Here is a 17,585-nt window from a genome sequence, read left to right as displayed (position 1 = left end):
GGCTAGAATGACTCTACTTCCAGAGGAACAGGCTCTCTACGAAAAAATCTTGCGTTTCGTGTCTTCGGAGACACGAACACGCAAGCATTTGTCGTTCGAGACGGATATTGCAAGGGATTTGGGCGTCGACGGCGACGATGCGGAGGAGTTCATGCAGCGCTTTCAGAGCGAATTCAACGTCGATTTATCGACTTTTCGTTTCGATAATTACTTCGGTGGAGAAGGATTTCGGCTCATCCCGGCCATCAAATCAGCCTTTGGGAAGGGGACGGTGCGGGCTCCCTTAACGGTCGCCGTTCTTTTCGATGCCGCGAATCATGGACGCTGGCCTGTAGGGTGAATGCACGTCATTTTTGATATTTGGACGACCTATTCGGTGTAGCTCGGCGATCTGCCGGTGGCGACGCTGCAGGGCGGCGCGGCCTATTTCATCATGCCGGATCATCTCGGCGCGCCGCATGAGATCGTCAATTCGGCGAATGCCCGCGTGTGGTTCTGGGACCACGACCCGTTCGGCAATGGCGCGCCGACGGCCGCGGCGGGTTTTTCGCACGATTTGCGCTTCCCGGGTCAGATCTACGACGCCGAGACGCGGCTGCACAACAACGGCTTCCGCGACTATTCGCCGACCCTCGGCCGCTATGTCCAGAGCGACCCCATCGGGCTCGACGGCGGGATCAACACCTACGCCTATGCCGGGAACAATCCGGTCAGCCTGATCGATCCGTTCGGGCTCGACCCAAAGGTCCAATCGGATGCATTGCCGGATATTCCAGTCGGCGGACAGCAATATGCGCAGGCTCTGGGCTTATGCGCCGGTGGGCCTATAGGATGCGCTGTCGGCGCTGGGATAACCACAGGTCAGTTATTATTGGGCGGCGCCGCAATCGGGGGAACTCTTGCCCTCACAGGCGATACGTGCCAGAGCTGTGGAAACAACAACATATACTACCATGGCACCAGCGTTGCGTCTGGACTAGCGCTACTCAACGGCGCCTCTCTTAATGCCGAAATAGCGAACGCCAACAAAATTGACGGCCCCGCAGGCTTCTTCTTGGCTTCGGACCCAGGAGATGCGGAGTACTTTGCCTTGCGGAGAAGCCCCGGCACCGTGTTGCGGTACTCGCTCTCAGATTCAGCTGTTAAAATCTTAATGGGGGCAGGGGCAACGGTCGGGCCTATTCCTCCCGGTGGGATGCGGGGTGGATTCGCAGGCAACCAAATGCTGGTCCCTTCGACTGCGTTTCCTACATTCAATTCTCTGAGGACTTCCGGGAACATAACCGTTGCTCCTTGGCCATAAGAAGCGCTATTTTTCAATCGGCTCTTGAACGACCGCCTGATCCTTGGCGGTCGAGGGAAACGAAGGAAAAGAAAATGAATCATTACAACGAACGTGATCTACATATAGCGAGCGATGCGATCGATTATATCCGACGCAATCAAGAACAATTTGTTGGACCGGTATTTCGTGGGGAGATTCTTGCGCGGCAACTTGCTGATGATCTTATTGTATCTAAAGCGCTTCCATTAACAATAGATAAATTTGGAGAATGGTGGATATTTTCTTCAGAAATCGATTGGTTGAAGCGACGTGGTATTGATTACGCTGTATTCAATAGAATTGTTTCTTTTCCTGAGATGGGTGATAATTGTCATCATGTGGAGGTTGTTATTAGGGCTCTTGCTGAGGTCGTTGTTACGAGTGGGGCAGATGGATTGCGGTGGATAACTGGTAAGGATGATTCTGTCACGTTGCCGACAGTGTTTATCAATAAAAGCCAGTGTTGCGCGAGGGTGCTGGCGTTCAAAACGAAAGATTAGCAAAACTGATATTGTTAAGCTTTTTGCAATTTAACGTTTTTTACTAATTCAATACGCTAAAAATTTGGAATTACGGTGACATGATAGCATATATGTTACGACATGCGCCAGTTGGGCGTTAGTGATCGCTTCGGGAATCGGGTCAAGGAAGAGGCGTTCGATCGGTGCCGGGCGCGTCAGCGCGATCACCCTCCAGCGGCCGAACGGGGCGCAGTCGACGCTGATCGGCGCGATCTCCTACGCTCCCTTCGGGCCGGTCAAGTCCTGGAGCCCGAATGTCTCCGGCGGCGGCTCCTATGTCCGCGGCTTCAATGCCGACGGCCGCATCACGAAAATCACTTCCTCGACCAACAATAATCTGAACTACGCCTATGACAACGGCGGGCGGATCAAATCGATCTCGGAGAGTAATCTCGCGGTCAAGAGCTTCTCCTATGACCGCAACGACCGCCTGACGAACTATGTGCGCGGCTCGACCTCGATCCCCTATCGTTATGACGCGACGGGCAATCGCACCTCGATCGGCGGCGCCGTCTATACGATCGTGCCGAGCAGCAATCGTATGAGCGAGGTGACTTACAGCTCGGGCTCGACCCAATCCTTCGTCTGGGATCAGGTCGGCGGGCTGCGGAACCAGGCCGGCGACTTCTCCTTGACCTATGACAAGCGCAATCGCCTCGTGCAGGCGAAGGTCGGGGCGCTGACGACGAGCTACGGCGTCAACGATCTCGGCCAGCGCGTGACGAAGAGCGGGGCGAGCGGACAGGTCGCATATGTCTACGACCTCTCCGGCCATCTGCTTGGGACCTATGGCGCGAGCGGCGCGGCGGTGGAGGAGATCGTCTGGTTCGGCGATCTGCCGGTGACGACGCTTCAGGGCGGCGCAGCCTATTACATCATGCCGGACCATCTCGGCGCGCCGCATGAGATCGTGAATGCGGCGAACCAGCGGGTGTGGTTCTGGGACCACGACCCATTCGGCAATGGAACGCCGACGGCGGCGGCGGGTTTTTCGCACGACCTGCGCTTCCCGGGTCAGATCTACGATTCCGAGACGCGTCTTCACAACAACGGCTTCCGCGACTATTCTCCGACCCTCGGTCGCTATGTCCAGAGCGACCCCATCGGGCTCGCGGGCGGGATCAACACCTACGCCTATGCCGGCAACAATCCGGTCAGCGCGATCGATCCGCTCGGGCTCGATCCGAAGGTTGTTTCGGACGCGTCGCCGGATATCCCGGTCGCAGGACAGCAATATGCTCAACAGGCCATGGCGCTGTGCGCCGCTGGGCCGCTGGGATGCACTGCGGGCGCTGGACTGACGGCAGGCCAAATCGCCTTAGGTAGTCTCGCGGTCGCCACAGGCGCTGGCACCATTGCCGCAGCTCAGAACGATGCCAACCGGGGCGCTGCCCAAGTTCACGGAAACTCGTCTCAAAGCCAAAAGCCAACAGAAGTTTATTATCTGATAAATCTATCGAGCGGCGCGATCGACAAAATCGGAATCACGTCTAATCCGACTGGCCGTTATCCACAGTCTTATCTCGACTCGGAGAACGTGCGGTATGCGGCGCAAACTCAATATTCGTCTCGTTATCCGGCAATGGTTGACGAGAACATCCGTCTTGTGTGGTATCGCATTGAACACGGCTCTCTGCCGAGGCTGAACAAGGTGACTCGATAGGAGGAGCAAAATGCGTTTTTGGGCCTCGGCTGAGGTATTTCAGCCTGCCGACCCGGCGCTGAATAAGACCCGCCTTGTCGTAGAACCGCTATTGAATGTGGCATTCGAAAGATCGAGCCTCGCAAACATCGAGGCAAAGCTACGTTATGTTCCGATCGTGATGCCCGAGGGCATGCGAGAGCGTTATCCTGCGCGCTCTAAGTTGAGAAAAAAGCAAATGATTTTCGACTGCGCGCCACAGCTGAACTATGACATATTCGTCAGCGGTACCTTCGAGCAGCAAATTCGTGAATATATGGTCGGTATCGAGTCGTCGGCACCCCATTTGGCAGGGCTTGGAGCGTCGTCGGAACAAATAGACGAATTTAAACAGCTCATCAACACGCTCACGGAACGAATCATTAACGAGCATCTCGGAGAAACTCGCCACTGATAAAATTAGCCCGAGAATCACCAATCCAGACGCTGGCGTCACCACCAAGACCTATGACGCCGCCGGCAATGTGAAGACCTCGACCGACGCGCTCGGCCAGACGATGACCTACGCCTATGACAAGCTGAACCGGCTGACGAGGACGACTATGCCGACGGCTCCATCGCGACCTATGTCTATGACCAGGGAGCTTATGGGATCGGCCGTCTCGGGATAATCTGAACTACGCCTATGACCCCGGCGGGCGGATCAAATCGATCTCGGAGAGCAATCTCGCGGTCAAGAGCTTCTCCTATGACGTCGACGACCGCCTGACGAACTATGTCGGCGGCTCGAGCCCGATCCCCTATCGTTATGACGCGACGGGCAATCGCACCTCGATCGGTGGCGCCGTCTATACGATCGTGCCGAGCAGCAATCGTATGAGCGAGGTGACTTACAGCTCGGGCTCGACCCAATCCTTCGTCTGGGATCAGGTCGGCGGGCTGCGGAACCAGGCCGGCGACTTCTCCTTGACCTATGACAAGCGCAATCGCCTCGTGCAGGCGAAGGTCGGGGCGCTGACGACGAGCTACGGCGTCAACGATCTCGGCCAGCGCGTGACGAGGAATGGAGCGAGCGGACAGGTCGCATATCTCTACGACCTCTCCGGCCATCTCATCGGGACCTATGGCGCGAGCGGCGCGGCGGTGGAGGAGATCGTCTGGTTCGGCGACCTGCCGGTGACGACGCTTCAGGGCGGCGTGGCCTATTACATCATGCCGGACCATCTCGGCGCGCCGCATGAGATCGTCAATTCCGCGAACCAGCGGGTGTGGTTCTGGGACCACGACCCATTCGGCAATGGAACGCCGACGGCGGCGGCGGGTTTTTCGCACGACCTGCGCTTCCCGGGTCAGATCTACGATTCCGAGACGCGGCTTCACAACAACGGCTTTCGCGACTATTCTCCCACCCTCGGCCGCTATATCCAGAGCGACCCCATCGGGCTCGAGGGCGGGATCAACACTTACGCCTATGCCGGGAACAATCCGCTCAGCCTGATCGATCCGCTCGGGCTCGACCCGAAGAGCGGTCTCGAAGACGAGTCGCCCTATGTAATCGAAGCGCAAGCCGCGCCTGTCGTTCGGTTTTTCGTCGGCGTGCTGCGCAACACGTGGGCGACGTTCGGACGACGGGCGGGGGGCTCGCGGGCCGCAAGTGCAGGCGCGCTCGAAGAGCCTGCGGCAGGTACCGTGCAAGCATGGAGCGGTACGATTACTTCGGGAACGGTTCCGAAAGGGGGAATGACTGCTTTCAGAATCTGGGGAGGCGAAAGCGCCGAGGCCGGTGCTTGGCTGTCTCCAGTTGCGCCCGACTCGGGCACGGCAGCGCGAAGCCTGCTCGCGTTGCCTCGCGCCAACACGGCAGAATTCATTTCGCCGGTCCGAATTCCGGGCGGGACACAGATACAATTCGGCACTACTGCGTAAGCGCCGTTGTCGTCCCATTGCCGCTGGAATGGAAGAATAGCTTGCAATTCGTTGCGACAAGGCATTGCAAGCCTTTGGCGCAAAGCTTTGTCAGCGATTGGTTCAGCGCAATGGTGAGCGATCAGGCGGCTGGCGTCGGCGACGAGGATTTGAAGGCCCAGGGCATCAGCTCGTCGATGCGCGACTGCGGATGGCCATCGGCGATCGCCTCGAGCGTCGCCTTCATCCAGGCATAGGGATCGACGCTGTTCAACTTGCATGTCGCAATGAGCGAAGCGAGACGTGACCAGGAACGTCCACCTTCATCGTGCCCCGCGAATAACGCATTCTTGCGCGTGAGAGTCAGCGGCCGAATCTGATTTTCGACGAGGTTGGTGTCCATCTCGACGCGTCCATCGTCGAGGAACAGGGTCAGCCCGGCCCAATGATTCAGAAGATAGGCGACCGCCTTGCCCATGTCGCTGCGGCCGGAGAGGCGAGCGGCCTGGGCGCGCAAAAACTCTTCGAGCTCGACGACAAGAGGCCGCGACCGCTCGGCGCGAACGCTCTGCCGGATCGGCGCCTCTTTGCCCCGGATGTCCGCCTCGATCGCATAGAGCGCGGCGATGCGCGCCAGGATCGCCTCGGCGATGGGCGAGCCCGCTTTCGGCGTGGCGGCGATGATCTCGCGCCTGCCATGGCTCCAACACCAGGCGAGCCGCAGTGGGGCGCCACCTTTGCGCTCGGCGCGCGCCAGACGATGATAGCCGCCATAGCCGTCGACCTGGAGAACGCCGTCGAATCCTTCGAGCATCCGCTCGGCGTGCTCGCCGCTGCGACCCGGCGCGTAATGATAGACCACGATCGGCGGATCGGCGCCGCCGTGCCCGCGGTCGTCGCGCAGAACCGCCCAGAGATAGCCAGTTTTCGTCCGGCCGCGGCCGGGATCGAGAACCGGCGCCCGAGTCTCGTCCATGAATAGACGGCCGGACAGCTTCATCAGCGCGCTCATGCGCTCGACGATCGGCGCGAGGTGGAAGGCCGTCGTTCCCATCCAATCGGCCAGAACGGCGCGGTCGAGCATGATCCTGTGGCGCGCGAAGACCTGCGATTGACGGTAGAGCGGCATGTGCTCGCTGAACTTGGCGACCGCCACTTGCGCCAGCAGCGCCTCGGTGGGAACGCCGCCCTCGATCAGATGCGCAGGAGCCGGCGCCTGGGCGACGCCCGCGCATCCTGTCGGACAGGCGTAGCGGGGCCGCACGGTCTCGATGACGCGATATTGCGCCGGCGTCACGTCGAGGCGGCTGGAGCGGTCCTCGCCGATCCGAACCATCAGGCCGCAGCCGCAGGGACAGGCGAGGCTTTCTGGCTCGATCACGCGCTCGACGCGCGGCAGATGAGCAGGAAAGGCGCGCGCGGCGCGGGCGGCGCGCTCCCTGGTCGCCGGGCGCCCCGAGCGGCGCGCGCGATCGTCTTCCCGCTCCTGGACTTCGGCAATGGCGATCTCGATATCTTCCAGAACGAGCTGTAACTGATCGGGATCGAGTTTCTCCGAACGCTTGCCGAAACGCGCGCGTTCATATTCCTTGACGAGCAATTGCAGACGTTCGACCGTCTCCTTCGACGCTGCGAGCTCGCTCTCGGTGTGAAGGCGCGCGGCGAGCTCATGATCGGCGCGGATGCGTTCGGCTTCGAGCATGGCGCGCTGAGCTTCGAACAATGCGCGTAGTTCGGCAGGCAGCTCTGCGAGTCTGGAGGGATCGAAGCTCGGCGTCACGTCGGCGAATCTATCGCAAGCGAGGCGCCGAATGAAGCCGAAGTTGCGATCAGTTCGCCGCGGTCGGCGTCGCCACGATCCGCTCGCCGACGCGCTTCCAGTTGAGCCCGTCGAATAGAGCTTCGAATTGCACCCGGCTCAATTGCAGGACGCCGTCGCTGATCTGCGGCCAAGAAAAGCGGCTATCGCCGAGACGCTTGTAGACGAGCACGAGTCCGGTTCCGTCCCACAGCAAAATCTTCAAGCGATCCATTCGCTTCGAGCGGAACACGACGATGAGCCCGGAATGCGGATCGAGTCCGAGCTTGTTTTGCACGAGAGCGGCCAGCGCGTCATGCCCGCAGCGGAAATCGACGGGACGCACGGCGAGCACGATCCGCAACCCTTGCGACGGAATGATCACGCGCCGCGCTCCAGCGCCGTCATGATCTCGGCGATGCGCGTCGACGCGGTGTCCTGATCCAGCCGTAACACGACCTTGCCGACGACGATCTCGATCTTCGCATCGCTCTCGTTACGAACGGAGGGCTGCTCGAGCTCGATCTCCACGAACTCCGCGGGACCGTCGGTCACCAGCGCGAGCCGCCCGGTGCGCGCCTGGCGGCGCCACTGCGTCAATTGCTGCGCGCATATCCGATATTTGCGGGCCACGTCGGCGACGCGCGCTCCAGGCGCGAGACTCTCTCGTACGATCCGGCCCTTCAGCTCCTTCGACCACAGCCGATTGCCCGAACGTGAACGACGAAAATCCACACGTCCGACAAATCCTGCGCCAAAAGCCGTTTCGATCGTCGCATTCTCGTTCATCTTCGGATCCTTCCAGAGACATGGCTGTCCCTCAGAAGAATCTCACATCCGAAAATCCTTCCGAACCCGAAGAATCAATGGGGTCGCAACGGCGCTTACACTACTGCGGGAGCTTTCGGCCAGATGGGAGGCGGAACTCAGATTCAGCTCCTTGAGCGTATCCCATTGTCAAGCTTTGGACGGGCCACGCCGCTTCCACCCTGAGGATGATACCCATATGAGTGTCGTTTTCTCCTCGCTCCATCAGGAGGTAATCGTGTCGCGCAATTCAGATGGGTCGTACTCGTGGCCGGGCCAATATAATGGCGCAGCTGTTAGACGCGCGATTCCAAGCGATGATGGTACGCATTGCATCCTCTTGCTCGACCCAGATGCGAGCAAACGCTCAGCCTTCGAAAATTTGCTCTGTATTGATCAAAGGGGGATCCCTGTTTGGGTCGCCAAATTGCCGACGAGCCCAGACGTGTTTCTGGATGTGACATCAACCTCTGAAGGTCTTTTTGCGACAACATGGAGTGGCCTGAAGATTCTGTTGGATCAGCAAACTGGCGCCGAGTTGAAAAGAATCTTCGTGAAATAGACGGAGACGGCAAAGCTCTAAAGCTCTATTGCGTACAAACGCATGCCTACGGGGCAACTGGTCCGTGAGATTTGTCTATGACGCCAAGGCGCGGGTGAGCGCGATCAAGCTTCGCGCGCTGGACGAGACGTTATGGACGACGTTCGTCGACCAGATTGCCTATCACCCCTTCGGGCCCGTGGCCTCCTGGAGGCAGGCCCGCCTCCGGCGCCTCCCATGTCCGCAGCTTCGATTCCGACGGGCGCATCACGAAGATCGTCTCCTCGACGGGCAATGCGCTGACCTATGCCTATGACACGGGCGGGCGGATCAAATCGATCTCGGAGAGCAATCTCGCGGTCAAGAGCTTCTCCTATGACGTCGACGACCGCCTGACGAACTATGTCGGCGGCTCGAGCCCGATCCCCTATCGTTATGACGCGACGGGCAATCGCACCTCGATCGGCGGCGCCGTCTATACGATCGTGCCGAGCAGCAATCGTATGAGCGAGGTGACTTACAGCTCGGGCTCGACCCAATCCTTCGTCTGGGATCAGGTCGGCGGGCTGCGGAACCAGGCCGGCGACTTCTCCTTGACCTATGACAAGCGCAATCGCCTCGTGCAGGCGAAGGTCGGCGCGCTGACGACGAGCTACGGCGTCAACGATCTCGGCCAGCGCGTGACGAAGAGCGGGGCGAGCGGACAGGTCGCATATGTCTACGACCTCTCCGGCCATCTCATCGGGACCTATGGCGCGAGCGGGGCGGCGGTGGAGGAGATCGTCTGGTTCGGCGACCTGCCGGTGACGACGCTGCAGGGCGGCGTGGCCTATTACATCAGGCCGGATCATCTGGGCGCGCCGCATGAGATCGTGAATGCGGCGAACCAGCGTGTGTGGTTCTGGGACCACGACCCCTTCGGCAATGGAACGCCGACGGCGGCGGCGGGTTTTTCGCACGACTTGCGCTTCCCGGGCCAGATCTACGATTCCGAGACGCGGCTTCACAACAACGGCTTCCGCGACTATTCCCCGACCCTCGGCCGTTATGTCCAGAGCGACCCCATCGGGCTCGAGGGCGGGATCAACACTTACGCCTATGCCGGGAACAATCCGCTCAGCCTGATCGATCCGTTCGGGCTCGACCCGAAGAGCGGGGTCGGACGAGCCTTCCATGATTTTTTCTTCGATCCGTGGCGTTATTGGAGCGATCTCGGGTCGAGCTTGGGTGCGGCCTTGGACGACTGCGGCGCGATTTGTGATCCGGGCGTTCAGGCGTCGATCGGCGATGCGCCCGGCGCCATGGTATTGGGAGGCATTCAGAAGTCGATCGCTCTCGGAAGAGCGACAAAGGGGATAGCCCGGGGTCCGGGATCGCAGCCAGGCATTCGCGCGTCACGTCGTCGACGATGTTCAGGATGCGGAATCGCCGCCCGCTGGCGAGCTGGTCATGCACAAAATCGAGAGACCATCGCGCATTCGGCTTCGCCTCGACGAGAATCGGCGCACGCGTTCCCACGGCGCGGCGGCGCGCGCGGCGTTTCCTCACCGTCAGCCCTTCCTCGCGGTAGAGCCGATAGATGCGGTTCTTGCCCGAGCGCTCGCCCTGCTGCCGAAGTAGGATGAACAGCCGCCGGTAGCCGAAGCGCCGACGCGCATTGGCGAGATCGCGCAACTCGGCGCGAAGCTCGGCGTCGGCCGGGCGCTTCGACGTGTAGCGCGCCGTCTTGCGATCGATGGCGACGATCCGGCAGGCCCGACGTTCCGACAGGCCCATCACGGCCCGAAGGTGCGCGACGGCGTCGCGCTCGAGGCGGGCCCTACCATTTTTTTGACAAGAGCTCCCGAAGCGCCGCCGCGTCGAGCATCTGATCGGCCAAGAGCTTCTTCAGACGCGCGTTTTCCTCCTCCAGCGCCTTCCGCCGCTTGGCCTCGGAAACGTCCATGCCGCCGAACTTGGCCTTCCAATTGTAGAACGTCGTCTCCGAAACCGCGTATTTGCGCGCGAGGTCCGCCGCCTTCGCGCCGGCTTCCTGCTCCCGCAAAATCCCGATGATCTGCTCTTCCGTGAACCGTTTCTTCTTCATCGTGTCCGTCCTGCAATCGGCCGGACTCTAATCGATGCTGGTGGGATTTTTCAGGGGCAAGTCAGAATGCCAATGGAAATCGCGAGTTGCTACGGCAGGGCCGCTGACATATTCCTCGCGCTGCGCCGCTTCCGCGATAACATCGTGCATCACGGCTCGCAGTTGCAACATATCTTCGACAGAGACGGATGCTTCCTGATCGCTTCGCGCTTCACGCCGTTTCCAGACATGGTATTGTGGGACGAGAGCGAGCGCTACCCAAACGATCTGGTCCCGCTGCTGCCCGCGATCGAGACGCTGATCTTTCGAACGCTCGCGGTATGCGATGATTTCTGCGTTGCGCTCGCCCGGCATGTTCAGTTTCCGCCACCGATCGTGCCCGATATGCACCTATTCATGCGGGGATATTTTACCGAGCATTTGATTGCGGCGCTCGACTCTGGGGCAAGGCGTTCCACTCAAGCGGTGCCGGAGGACGTCGTCGCTGACGGCTGAGCTTTGTTTGCTTGAAGGAACATCGCTCGAATGTACCGCCAGCTCTTCGCGCGAAGGAAATCGCCGTGTTTCCGGAATGCCGACTGTCGTCTACCGGCCAAATTACGTCATGAAAGCTTGGTCTTAAACATTCCGGATTTTGGCGATCATGGCGCCAGGAGCAAATTACCAATTACCGGGCTATAGTGTAGAGTTGGCGGTTCGGGAACGGTCGCATCGTCCGCTATCTGATGATGCATCGCCCCGAGTTTGTCGGTGAATTTCAGACGATTGCAGAAATGACGTCGACCTTGCCGGCCGAATTGTCCTGACCGCCGGTCTTGACGACGATGATGGGGACCCGGACCCGATAAGCGCGGGGACCGCGGGAGAAGCCGCACGGTGGGGCGGATCAAGCGCGGTGGTGGGAATGGCGGCGAACCCGTTCGGAGCCCACAAGGCCGGTTGAGTTTTCGCCGGCCGGATGCCGGCTTGCACCGGCATTTCGATGCGGAGCGGGGCGTGCCGGACCAGGCCAGGGATCGTCGGCACGCCCCTTTTTCCTCACTTGGGTGCGCTACCGACGCCGGCACGCAGCGTGCCGAGGCCGAGCGCGGCGAGGATCTGGGTGAGCCAATCGGAGCCGACATCGACGCCGGGCACGTCGATGCCGAGCCCCCTTCTCGACAATCACGACGAGGATCAGCGTCGCGGCGATGATGTAGGTGCGGTAGCCCGCGCCGAACTGCAGGATGGCGTTCATGGATGTTCTCCTTCAGATGACGATTAGGCCTCGTTGACCGAGAGGCTGCCGGAAGAGCCGAGCGCGATGGGGCGCACGTTCGCGGGCTGAGCCAGGTAGGCGGGCCGGCGCACGGCGACGAGGCGCTGCTTGGAGAGGCAGGAGATCGTCACGCGGTCGGACTGGTTTCCGCCGAGGACATGGAAGGCCGAGGCGTCGTGGCCGACATAGAGGCCGACATGCCCGCCGCCGCTGCGCTTGAAGACGAGGACATCACCAAGCGCTGCGGAGCCTTTCGGGATCGCCTTGCCGAACGCAGTCCAGGCCAGCGCCGACAGGTAGAGTTTCGGCGGATTGCGTTCCGGCCGGCGCTCGACGTTCGCCCGGTGGGCGATCACCGCCATGAACAATCCGCACCACGGGATCGCATCGGCGTCGTAGAAGCCGCCATAGTTGCGGCCGAGGCCCGCCGCCTGAAGCTCGCGCTGCCAGCCGAGGATGCGCGGATTGTCCGCTTTCCCCGGTGCCTCCATCACCCCGAACTCTTTCAGGGCTTCAACCAGCATGCGTGGTCCAGGCTCGCTTCCGAGCCAGCGGTAGTCTTTGGGCAACATCGGGATATCCAAAACAAAAAAGCCCGCCGGAGGGCGGGCTGGATGGCGGGGGAATGGGCGGCAGGTCAGGCGTGCTTGCGCCGGTCCTCATGGTTTTCAAGGCGGTCGATGCGCTCGCGCAGCTCGCCAAGCGTCGCCTTCATCTGAGCGATGTCGGTTCGGGCCTCGGCAACGACCTTGCGGCCGGCGATGTCGTTCGAGACGTCCATCTTGATCTCTGCGATCTCGCGGGCGTTCGCGGCGAAGCTCGCGTCGATCAGGGCAAAACGGCCGGACAGCCACCAGGCAACCCTGACGAGGAACACGATCAAGATCAGAAGCTCGGCGATGATGCCGCCCGCGACCACCCAGGTGATCGTGATGGCATCTGGCGCGACGGTGACAGCCGCCGCAGGGACTGCGGACATGGTGGCTCCTCTCAAGGGCTTTGGGTTGGCGAACGGTGGCGCACACGTGGCGCACGGGCGCGAAGGACAGGCGGAACGCGGTATTCCCCCCGCAGGCGCGCGCGGTCGCGCCCACGGGGCGCCTGTCGCGCGACTTTGGCCGGTCAGGCGTTGGGGGCCGTGAAGGCGAGCGCGTAGAGGACGAGGCGCACCTTGCCGCCGGTGAAGTTGCTGCCCGCCGAGGTCACGCGGATGGGCGTGTCGGCGTAGAAAGCGGTTGGACCGATCACACCGATATTGGTTGAGCCCAGCGCGACCCCGAGCGAGCCGCCGAACTGGCTGGTGTTGCCGGCGACGCCGACCGAGTAGGACGTCGCTCCAGTGATGGCCTGCGTGGTCCGCGACGCGACGGCGAGAACGATCATCCGGTCGGCAATCACGGCGGTGGTCGCATCAACGAAGGCGCCGGAGAGGGTAAGCTCCTGTTCCAGCGCGACGAGGCGGATAGCCCCACCGTTCGGCGTGCCGACGATCCGGTCGCGCCAGGCGCCATCGGACCAGGTGAGCGCCACGCGCTCATCCTCGACATGGATCGTCCAACCGGAGTTCGGGATGAGGAAGGTCCAAGCTCCCGAGAGCCAGACTGCGATCTGGCCCGCCTTGCTCGCCCAAAGGCCCGTCGGGCTTGCCCCGATGAGCCAGCGCTCGCCCTCATTCGGACTTGCGGGCGGTGCAGAGAGGCTGCGGGTCTTCACCGCCGGCATGACGAGGGCATCGAGCAGCGCGAGCCCTTCATTGACGGTGACGTGCTTCTGCGCCTGGTCGGCCGCGAGTTGCGGCAGACCAAGATTGGTCGTCGGCATGATCGTTCCTGTCGTTTGAAGGATGCGGTCAGAGCGTGCTGGTGATTTCGGCGCTTCTGCCCGGACCGAAAACGCGCGAGACCTGCGCCACGCGCCATTTGAGCGTCGCCGGCTGTGCCCCGAAATCGCTGACCTGCTGGGCCGCCGTGTAGACGAGGTTCGCGTTCGTCACCCGCGTCGTGCGGAGCACGGTCGAACCGCTGAGGATCGTGACATCGTATTCCTCGGCCTCTTCGCCGAGCGGCACCTCGGCAAACCAGGAATCGCCGCCGATGCGGCTGCGTCGGATCCAGGAGAGGCGTACATCGCCTCCGGTTTCACGGCTCGCCCTCAGATGAACCGGCGCGAATGGCTTCAGGCCACGTCCGCCATTGGCGAAGGGCAGCGACAGCGCATGATCGCCGGCAGGCCCTTCCGGCACGGGCGTCCCCTTGTAGGCGATCGTCAAACCGAGCCGCGAAACTGAGAAGGTGGGGCGCACCTGCCGGGCGGGGTCGAGCATGATGAAGCGCGATCCGGCCGGATGGGTGACGACCTCGCCCTCGGTGCCGCGCTGGCCGCGCAGGAGGCGCGAGAGGCGATAGCGCCCGGCGGCAATCAGCTCGGCAGTCGCGAACTGGACGATCTCGTTGCCGATCAGCGCCGCGTTCGATCCCGCCAGCACCCGTTCATCGGGCAGAGATTGCAGCGTGCCGTAGTCGAGTTGGACCTCGACGCTGTTCCCGCGATCCCAGGTCCAGACCGGCCCGGAAGATAGAACGGTCACCGTCGCCCCGATGGTCGAGGCAAGCGTCGCCACGGTCGCCGAAACATAATCGAGACCATCGGCGGTCGGCTGAAAGAGGCCGGCCCCCCGGAACCGACCGCCGCCGAGCGGACATGCCGCCATGTAGAAAGACGGCGATGATGTCTCGTGCGCATCAATGAGGATCGACATGTCGAGAAGCTCGATGCGCACCGGCGAGACCGGCTCCGGAGCAGCGGGCGGCAGGCTCCCCGATCCTGTTGGTGTCGAGACGAAGTCCGGGTTGCCGCCATCGGTCGCCTGGCCGCGCACCAGCACGAGGCCGGGCTTGCCATAGGTGACCGAAGTCACACGGTATCGCCGCAGCACGCCATCGACCGGCACCTCGACGACGTCGGTCGGGTCGATCTTGAGTCCGCGGGTCGGCAGGCGAAGATCGATCGCCTCACGTCCCTGCCACATCTCGCGCAGCGCCCGCTGGCCGATGGTTTGCGCCTGCTCGACCGAAAGCACGATCGGTAACGAGAAGGTCGTGACGCTGTCGGAGCGGCCGACCTGCTTGCGGATGGTGACGGTCGAGGACTGATAATCGCGTCCCTCGTCGATGTGGACGACATCGACGGCGATGGGCAGCTCGGTATCCTGCGTGCGCTCGATCTTCACCCGCGAACGATCGCTGTCGCTGTCCGAGGCGCCGAGGTCTTCAGCATCCATCGCCACGATGCCACCGCCGCCGCGCTTGACGAAGACGAGCTTGCCGTCGCGCTCGACACAATCGAAGAAGTAGGCCGTCTGGAGCACCGCGATCATGTCGCGGATCGATTTGCGTTCGGTCACCACATAGCCGACGACCTCGTCATCAAGCGCCGAGGCATCGAACTCGGATGCAAGCAACCCCGCACGCAGGCATAGATCGCCGACGATGTCGGAGAGTCGCATGTTGCCAATCTTTCCGTTGATCCAGTGGCCGAGCCGGTAGTTCGCCCCGTCGCTCCAGACATTCGACAGCGTCGGGAACCACGGATAGGGCCGCGCGTCCCAGCACCAGACGAAGCGCCTGGCCAACATCGGCCCGCCATAGGCGGGTGAGACGGGATTGTTGGCCGGGTCGCGCCAGAACTCCTCCGTCGCCTCGATCGCGGCGCGCTGGACGACGCGGTCGACCGCGCCCGTCGAATAGTAGGGCGCGAAGCTCTCGACCGATTTCGGGTCGATGAAGACGTTCGGCTGGTTCGTGGCGCAGTTCACCGTCGGAAAGCCGATCTCAGTGAACCAGATCGGCTTGGCGCGCGGCGCCCAATCCGTCGGAGATCCCATCGGGACGCCGGCGACCCGTGGGATATGCATGTTCTCCCACCACCAGCGCAGCGCCTTGATCGCCCAGAAGGGCTCGGAGATCGGCGACCGGATCGGCGCAAGCCCGCGCCGGTCGAGATCACGGTCGGAGAGGCTCGCATAATAGTAATCGACGAGTTCACCGCTCTGCCAGCCGGCCTTGATCGCTTCCTTGTCCTGGACGGCGCGTGGCACATCGGTCAGCGGGAAATAGGCGTCGATCCCGATGACATCGATGTTCGGATCGGCCCAGAGTTCATCGAGCGGGAAATCGACATCGGCGCCGCCACGATCGTGATAGCGATATTCCGACCAGTCGGCACAATAGGTCACCTTGCAGACGGACCCGAGACGGCTTTTGGCTTCTGCGGCGATCTGCTTCCAGTAGGCCACCGCCGGATAGGTGCCGCCGGCGTCCCGGATGCGGTTGAGCGCAACCATTTCCGAACCGATTGCAAAGCCATCGACACCGCCCGCCTGCTCGCAGAGCGTCATCCCGTGACGGATGAGCCGCAGATATCCGTCGGAACGTGTGAAGAAGCCGGGCACGTCCATGGCGGCGCCGGTGATGCGCCCGCGCCACGGAAAGGGCGCCGGATCGGGCGGCGGGATGTCCATCAGGATAAACGGGTAGAACAGAACCTTCACGCCGCGCGCCTTCAGGTCCTGAATTGCGCGCACAACGGCGCCGTCGGCGATCGTCCCGCCATAGTAGAGGCCGAGCGAACCGTCGGGATTGGTGTAGGACGAGACCATCGGCCAATGCGGCATACCGGAGATCTCACCATCCATGCCGAAGAGCGGACGGCCGATGCCGGCGACGCTCCAGACATGCGGGCGGCTCTCCGGCACCTGATCGGCATAGACGCCCGTCTCGCATTCCGGGCGCAACGAACAGGTCGCGACATCGAGCGACGTGCCAAACCAGGCATAGACCAGCGAGACCCATTCGACGTTCGGCAGCTCGCGCTGCAGATTGTCGATCGCGACCGAGAAGTCGGCGCGCTTCTGGCCGGCATGGGCGTTGATTGCCGCCTTGAAGCCGCTGCCCGCACCATGTCGGTTTGAGAACACGACGTCCGGATCGTAGGCGAACTCACCCGATGCCGGGATGAGGCATACGCTCTCGACGAGATGGCGCGCATCCGCCGTGCCCGCGGGCGATCCGCGAAACACCTCGATCTCGAAATTCGGAAAGCGGTTGCCGTAGGCGGTGAGGTAGAGGTTTTCGAGGACGACATAGGCCGTCCCCCGGAACGCCGGCGTGCGATCTACGCCTTCGACCGCCTGGATCAGTGGATCGGGGCCTTGCGCCTGGTCGCCATAGTAGATGCGGATCTCGTCGACATCGTCACTGTCGATCGGCTGGCCATCGACCCAGATGCGGTAGACTGAGGTCAACGGGCCTTCGCCGAGACCGAGCGCCACATCAGCGTAGTAGTGGTAGCTGGTCGTGACGACGGTCTGCGATCCGCCGCCGCCACCCTTGCCGCCGCCACCGACCGTTTCGGTGGTCGTGCGCACTTCCTCACGGATGCCTCGCGCCCATATGATATTGGCCGGGATCCGCCCTCGGCCATAGACATTCGGTCGGGCCAGCCCGTATGCCGATCCCGAGAGCCGCACATCGGTGACCTTGCCTTCGCCCTGCGTCTGCCGGCCGGTCTGTGGCCCGAAGAGCTGCTGGTCGAGGATGCCGCCGATGGTCGCGCCGAACAGCGCGCCGAGTCCCTGGCCGAAGGCTCCGCCCACCGCCTGGCCGAGCGCGCCACCCGCCAGCGTGAGCACGAGCTGAGCCATGG

Annotated in this window: 16 protein-coding genes and 2 pseudogenes; 9 read left to right on the top strand and 9 right to left on the bottom strand. The window is 62.1% G+C overall.

Annotated elements, in window-relative coordinates; genetic code table 11:
- Positions 1-7: 7 nt before the first annotated feature.
- The 6 genes from AC6IW9_RS20175 (at position 8) to AC6IW9_RS20150 (ending at position 5,413) form a co-directional block, all read left to right on the top strand.
- A complete protein-coding gene (locus AC6IW9_RS20175; protein ID WP_497766639.1) occupies positions 8-340 on the top strand; it encodes a DUF1493 family protein in 333 nt (110 codons plus the stop codon).
- A 57-nt stretch (positions 341-397) separates the two neighbouring features.
- Complete coding sequence (locus AC6IW9_RS20170; RefSeq protein WP_497766638.1) at positions 398-1,303, top strand: RHS repeat-associated core domain-containing protein; 906 nt, start codon at positions 398-400, stop codon at positions 1,301-1,303.
- Between the two features lie 74 nt (positions 1,304-1,377).
- Entirely contained in the window at positions 1,378-1,824 is a 447-nt protein-coding gene (locus tag AC6IW9_RS20165; RefSeq protein WP_497766637.1) for a hypothetical protein, read from the top strand.
- Between the two features lie 121 nt (positions 1,825-1,945).
- A complete protein-coding gene (locus AC6IW9_RS20160) occupies positions 1,946-3,508 on the top strand; it encodes an RHS repeat-associated core domain-containing protein (protein ID WP_497766636.1) in 1,563 nt (520 codons plus the stop codon).
- Between the two features lie 10 nt (positions 3,509-3,518).
- Entirely contained in the window at positions 3,519-3,941 is a 423-nt protein-coding gene (locus AC6IW9_RS20155; protein WP_497766635.1) for a hypothetical protein, read from the top strand.
- Positions 3,942-4,159: 218 nt separating this feature from the next.
- The gene (locus AC6IW9_RS20150; RefSeq protein WP_497772570.1) at positions 4,160-5,413 is read left to right on the top strand and encodes an RHS repeat-associated core domain-containing protein; all 1,254 of its coding nucleotides are present in this window, start codon (positions 4,160-4,162) and stop codon (positions 5,411-5,413) included.
- 121 nt (positions 5,414-5,534) lie between these two features.
- Here the strand turns inward: AC6IW9_RS20150 and tnpC are convergent, their stop codons facing one another.
- From tnpC to tnpA, 3 genes are read right to left on the bottom strand one after another with little or no spacing between them, the layout of a single operon-like run.
- Positions 5,535-7,172: an IS66 family transposase gene (tnpC, locus tag AC6IW9_RS20145; RefSeq protein WP_497763766.1), complete on the bottom strand. Its 1,638-nt coding sequence runs from the start codon at positions 7,170-7,172 to the stop codon at positions 5,535-5,537.
- 49 nt (positions 7,173-7,221) lie between these two features.
- Positions 7,222-7,575 (bottom strand): IS66 family insertion sequence element accessory protein TnpB, encoded by a 354-nt coding sequence (gene tnpB, locus AC6IW9_RS20140; RefSeq protein WP_497763765.1) that lies wholly within the window; start codon positions 7,573-7,575, stop codon positions 7,222-7,224.
- Positions 7,572-7,979: an IS66-like element accessory protein TnpA gene (gene tnpA / locus AC6IW9_RS20135; protein WP_497763764.1), complete on the bottom strand. Its 408-nt coding sequence runs from the start codon at positions 7,977-7,979 to the stop codon at positions 7,572-7,574. The genes tnpB and tnpA overlap by 4 nt, the downstream gene beginning before the upstream one ends.
- A 217-nt stretch (positions 7,980-8,196) precedes the next feature.
- On the opposite strand from tnpA, the gene AC6IW9_RS20130 reads away from it, so the two are divergent.
- Together AC6IW9_RS20130 and AC6IW9_RS20125 are read left to right on the top strand one after the other, a co-directional pair.
- On the top strand, positions 8,197-8,559 hold the full coding sequence (locus tag AC6IW9_RS20130) for a DUF7957 family protein (RefSeq protein WP_497766634.1): 363 nt from the start codon (positions 8,197-8,199) through the stop codon (positions 8,557-8,559).
- A 155-nt stretch (positions 8,560-8,714) separates the two neighbouring features.
- Positions 8,715-9,620: pseudogene (locus AC6IW9_RS20125) on the top strand (RHS repeat domain-containing protein); the annotation flags it as partial.
- A gap of 250 nt (positions 9,621-9,870) precedes the next feature.
- On the opposite strand, the pseudogene AC6IW9_RS20120 reads toward AC6IW9_RS20125, so the two are convergent.
- A pseudogene (locus AC6IW9_RS20120) lies at positions 9,871-10,624 on the bottom strand (IS3 family transposase); the annotation flags it as partial.
- A 66-nt stretch (positions 10,625-10,690) separates the two neighbouring features.
- Here AC6IW9_RS20120 and AC6IW9_RS20115 point away from each other — a divergent pair.
- A complete protein-coding gene (locus AC6IW9_RS20115) occupies positions 10,691-11,119 on the top strand; it encodes a hypothetical protein (RefSeq protein ID WP_497772598.1) in 429 nt (142 codons plus the stop codon).
- A 543-nt stretch (positions 11,120-11,662) separates the two neighbouring features.
- On the opposite strand, the gene AC6IW9_RS20110 is transcribed toward AC6IW9_RS20115, so the two are convergent.
- The 5 genes from AC6IW9_RS20110 to AC6IW9_RS20090 all read right to left on the bottom strand — a co-directional run bounded on the left by AC6IW9_RS20110 (position 11,663) and on the right by AC6IW9_RS20090 (position 17,583).
- Entirely contained in the window at positions 11,663-11,788 is a 126-nt protein-coding gene (locus tag AC6IW9_RS20110) for a hypothetical protein (protein WP_497766633.1), read from the bottom strand.
- A 96-nt stretch (positions 11,789-11,884) separates the two neighbouring features.
- On the bottom strand, positions 11,885-12,406 hold the full coding sequence (locus AC6IW9_RS20105) for a TIGR02594 family protein (protein WP_497766632.1): 522 nt from the start codon (positions 12,404-12,406) through the stop codon (positions 11,885-11,887).
- A gap of 113 nt (positions 12,407-12,519) precedes the next feature.
- Positions 12,520-12,861: a hypothetical protein gene (locus AC6IW9_RS20100; protein WP_497766631.1), complete on the bottom strand. Its 342-nt coding sequence runs from the start codon at positions 12,859-12,861 to the stop codon at positions 12,520-12,522.
- 143 nt (positions 12,862-13,004) lie between these two features.
- Complete coding sequence (locus AC6IW9_RS20095; protein WP_497766630.1) at positions 13,005-13,703, bottom strand: DUF2793 domain-containing protein; 699 nt, start codon at positions 13,701-13,703, stop codon at positions 13,005-13,007.
- A gap of 28 nt (positions 13,704-13,731) precedes the next feature.
- Positions 13,732-17,583, bottom strand: a complete 3,852-nt coding sequence (locus tag AC6IW9_RS20090) for a baseplate multidomain protein megatron (protein ID WP_497766629.1) — start codon at positions 17,581-17,583, stop codon at positions 13,732-13,734.
- Positions 17,584-17,585 lie beyond the last annotated feature (2 nt).

This window comes from Methylosinus sp. shoA (assembly GCF_059718125.1).
Note: the sequence above shows the minus strand (reverse complement) of the source record. Positions and strands in the feature narration are given on the sequence as shown.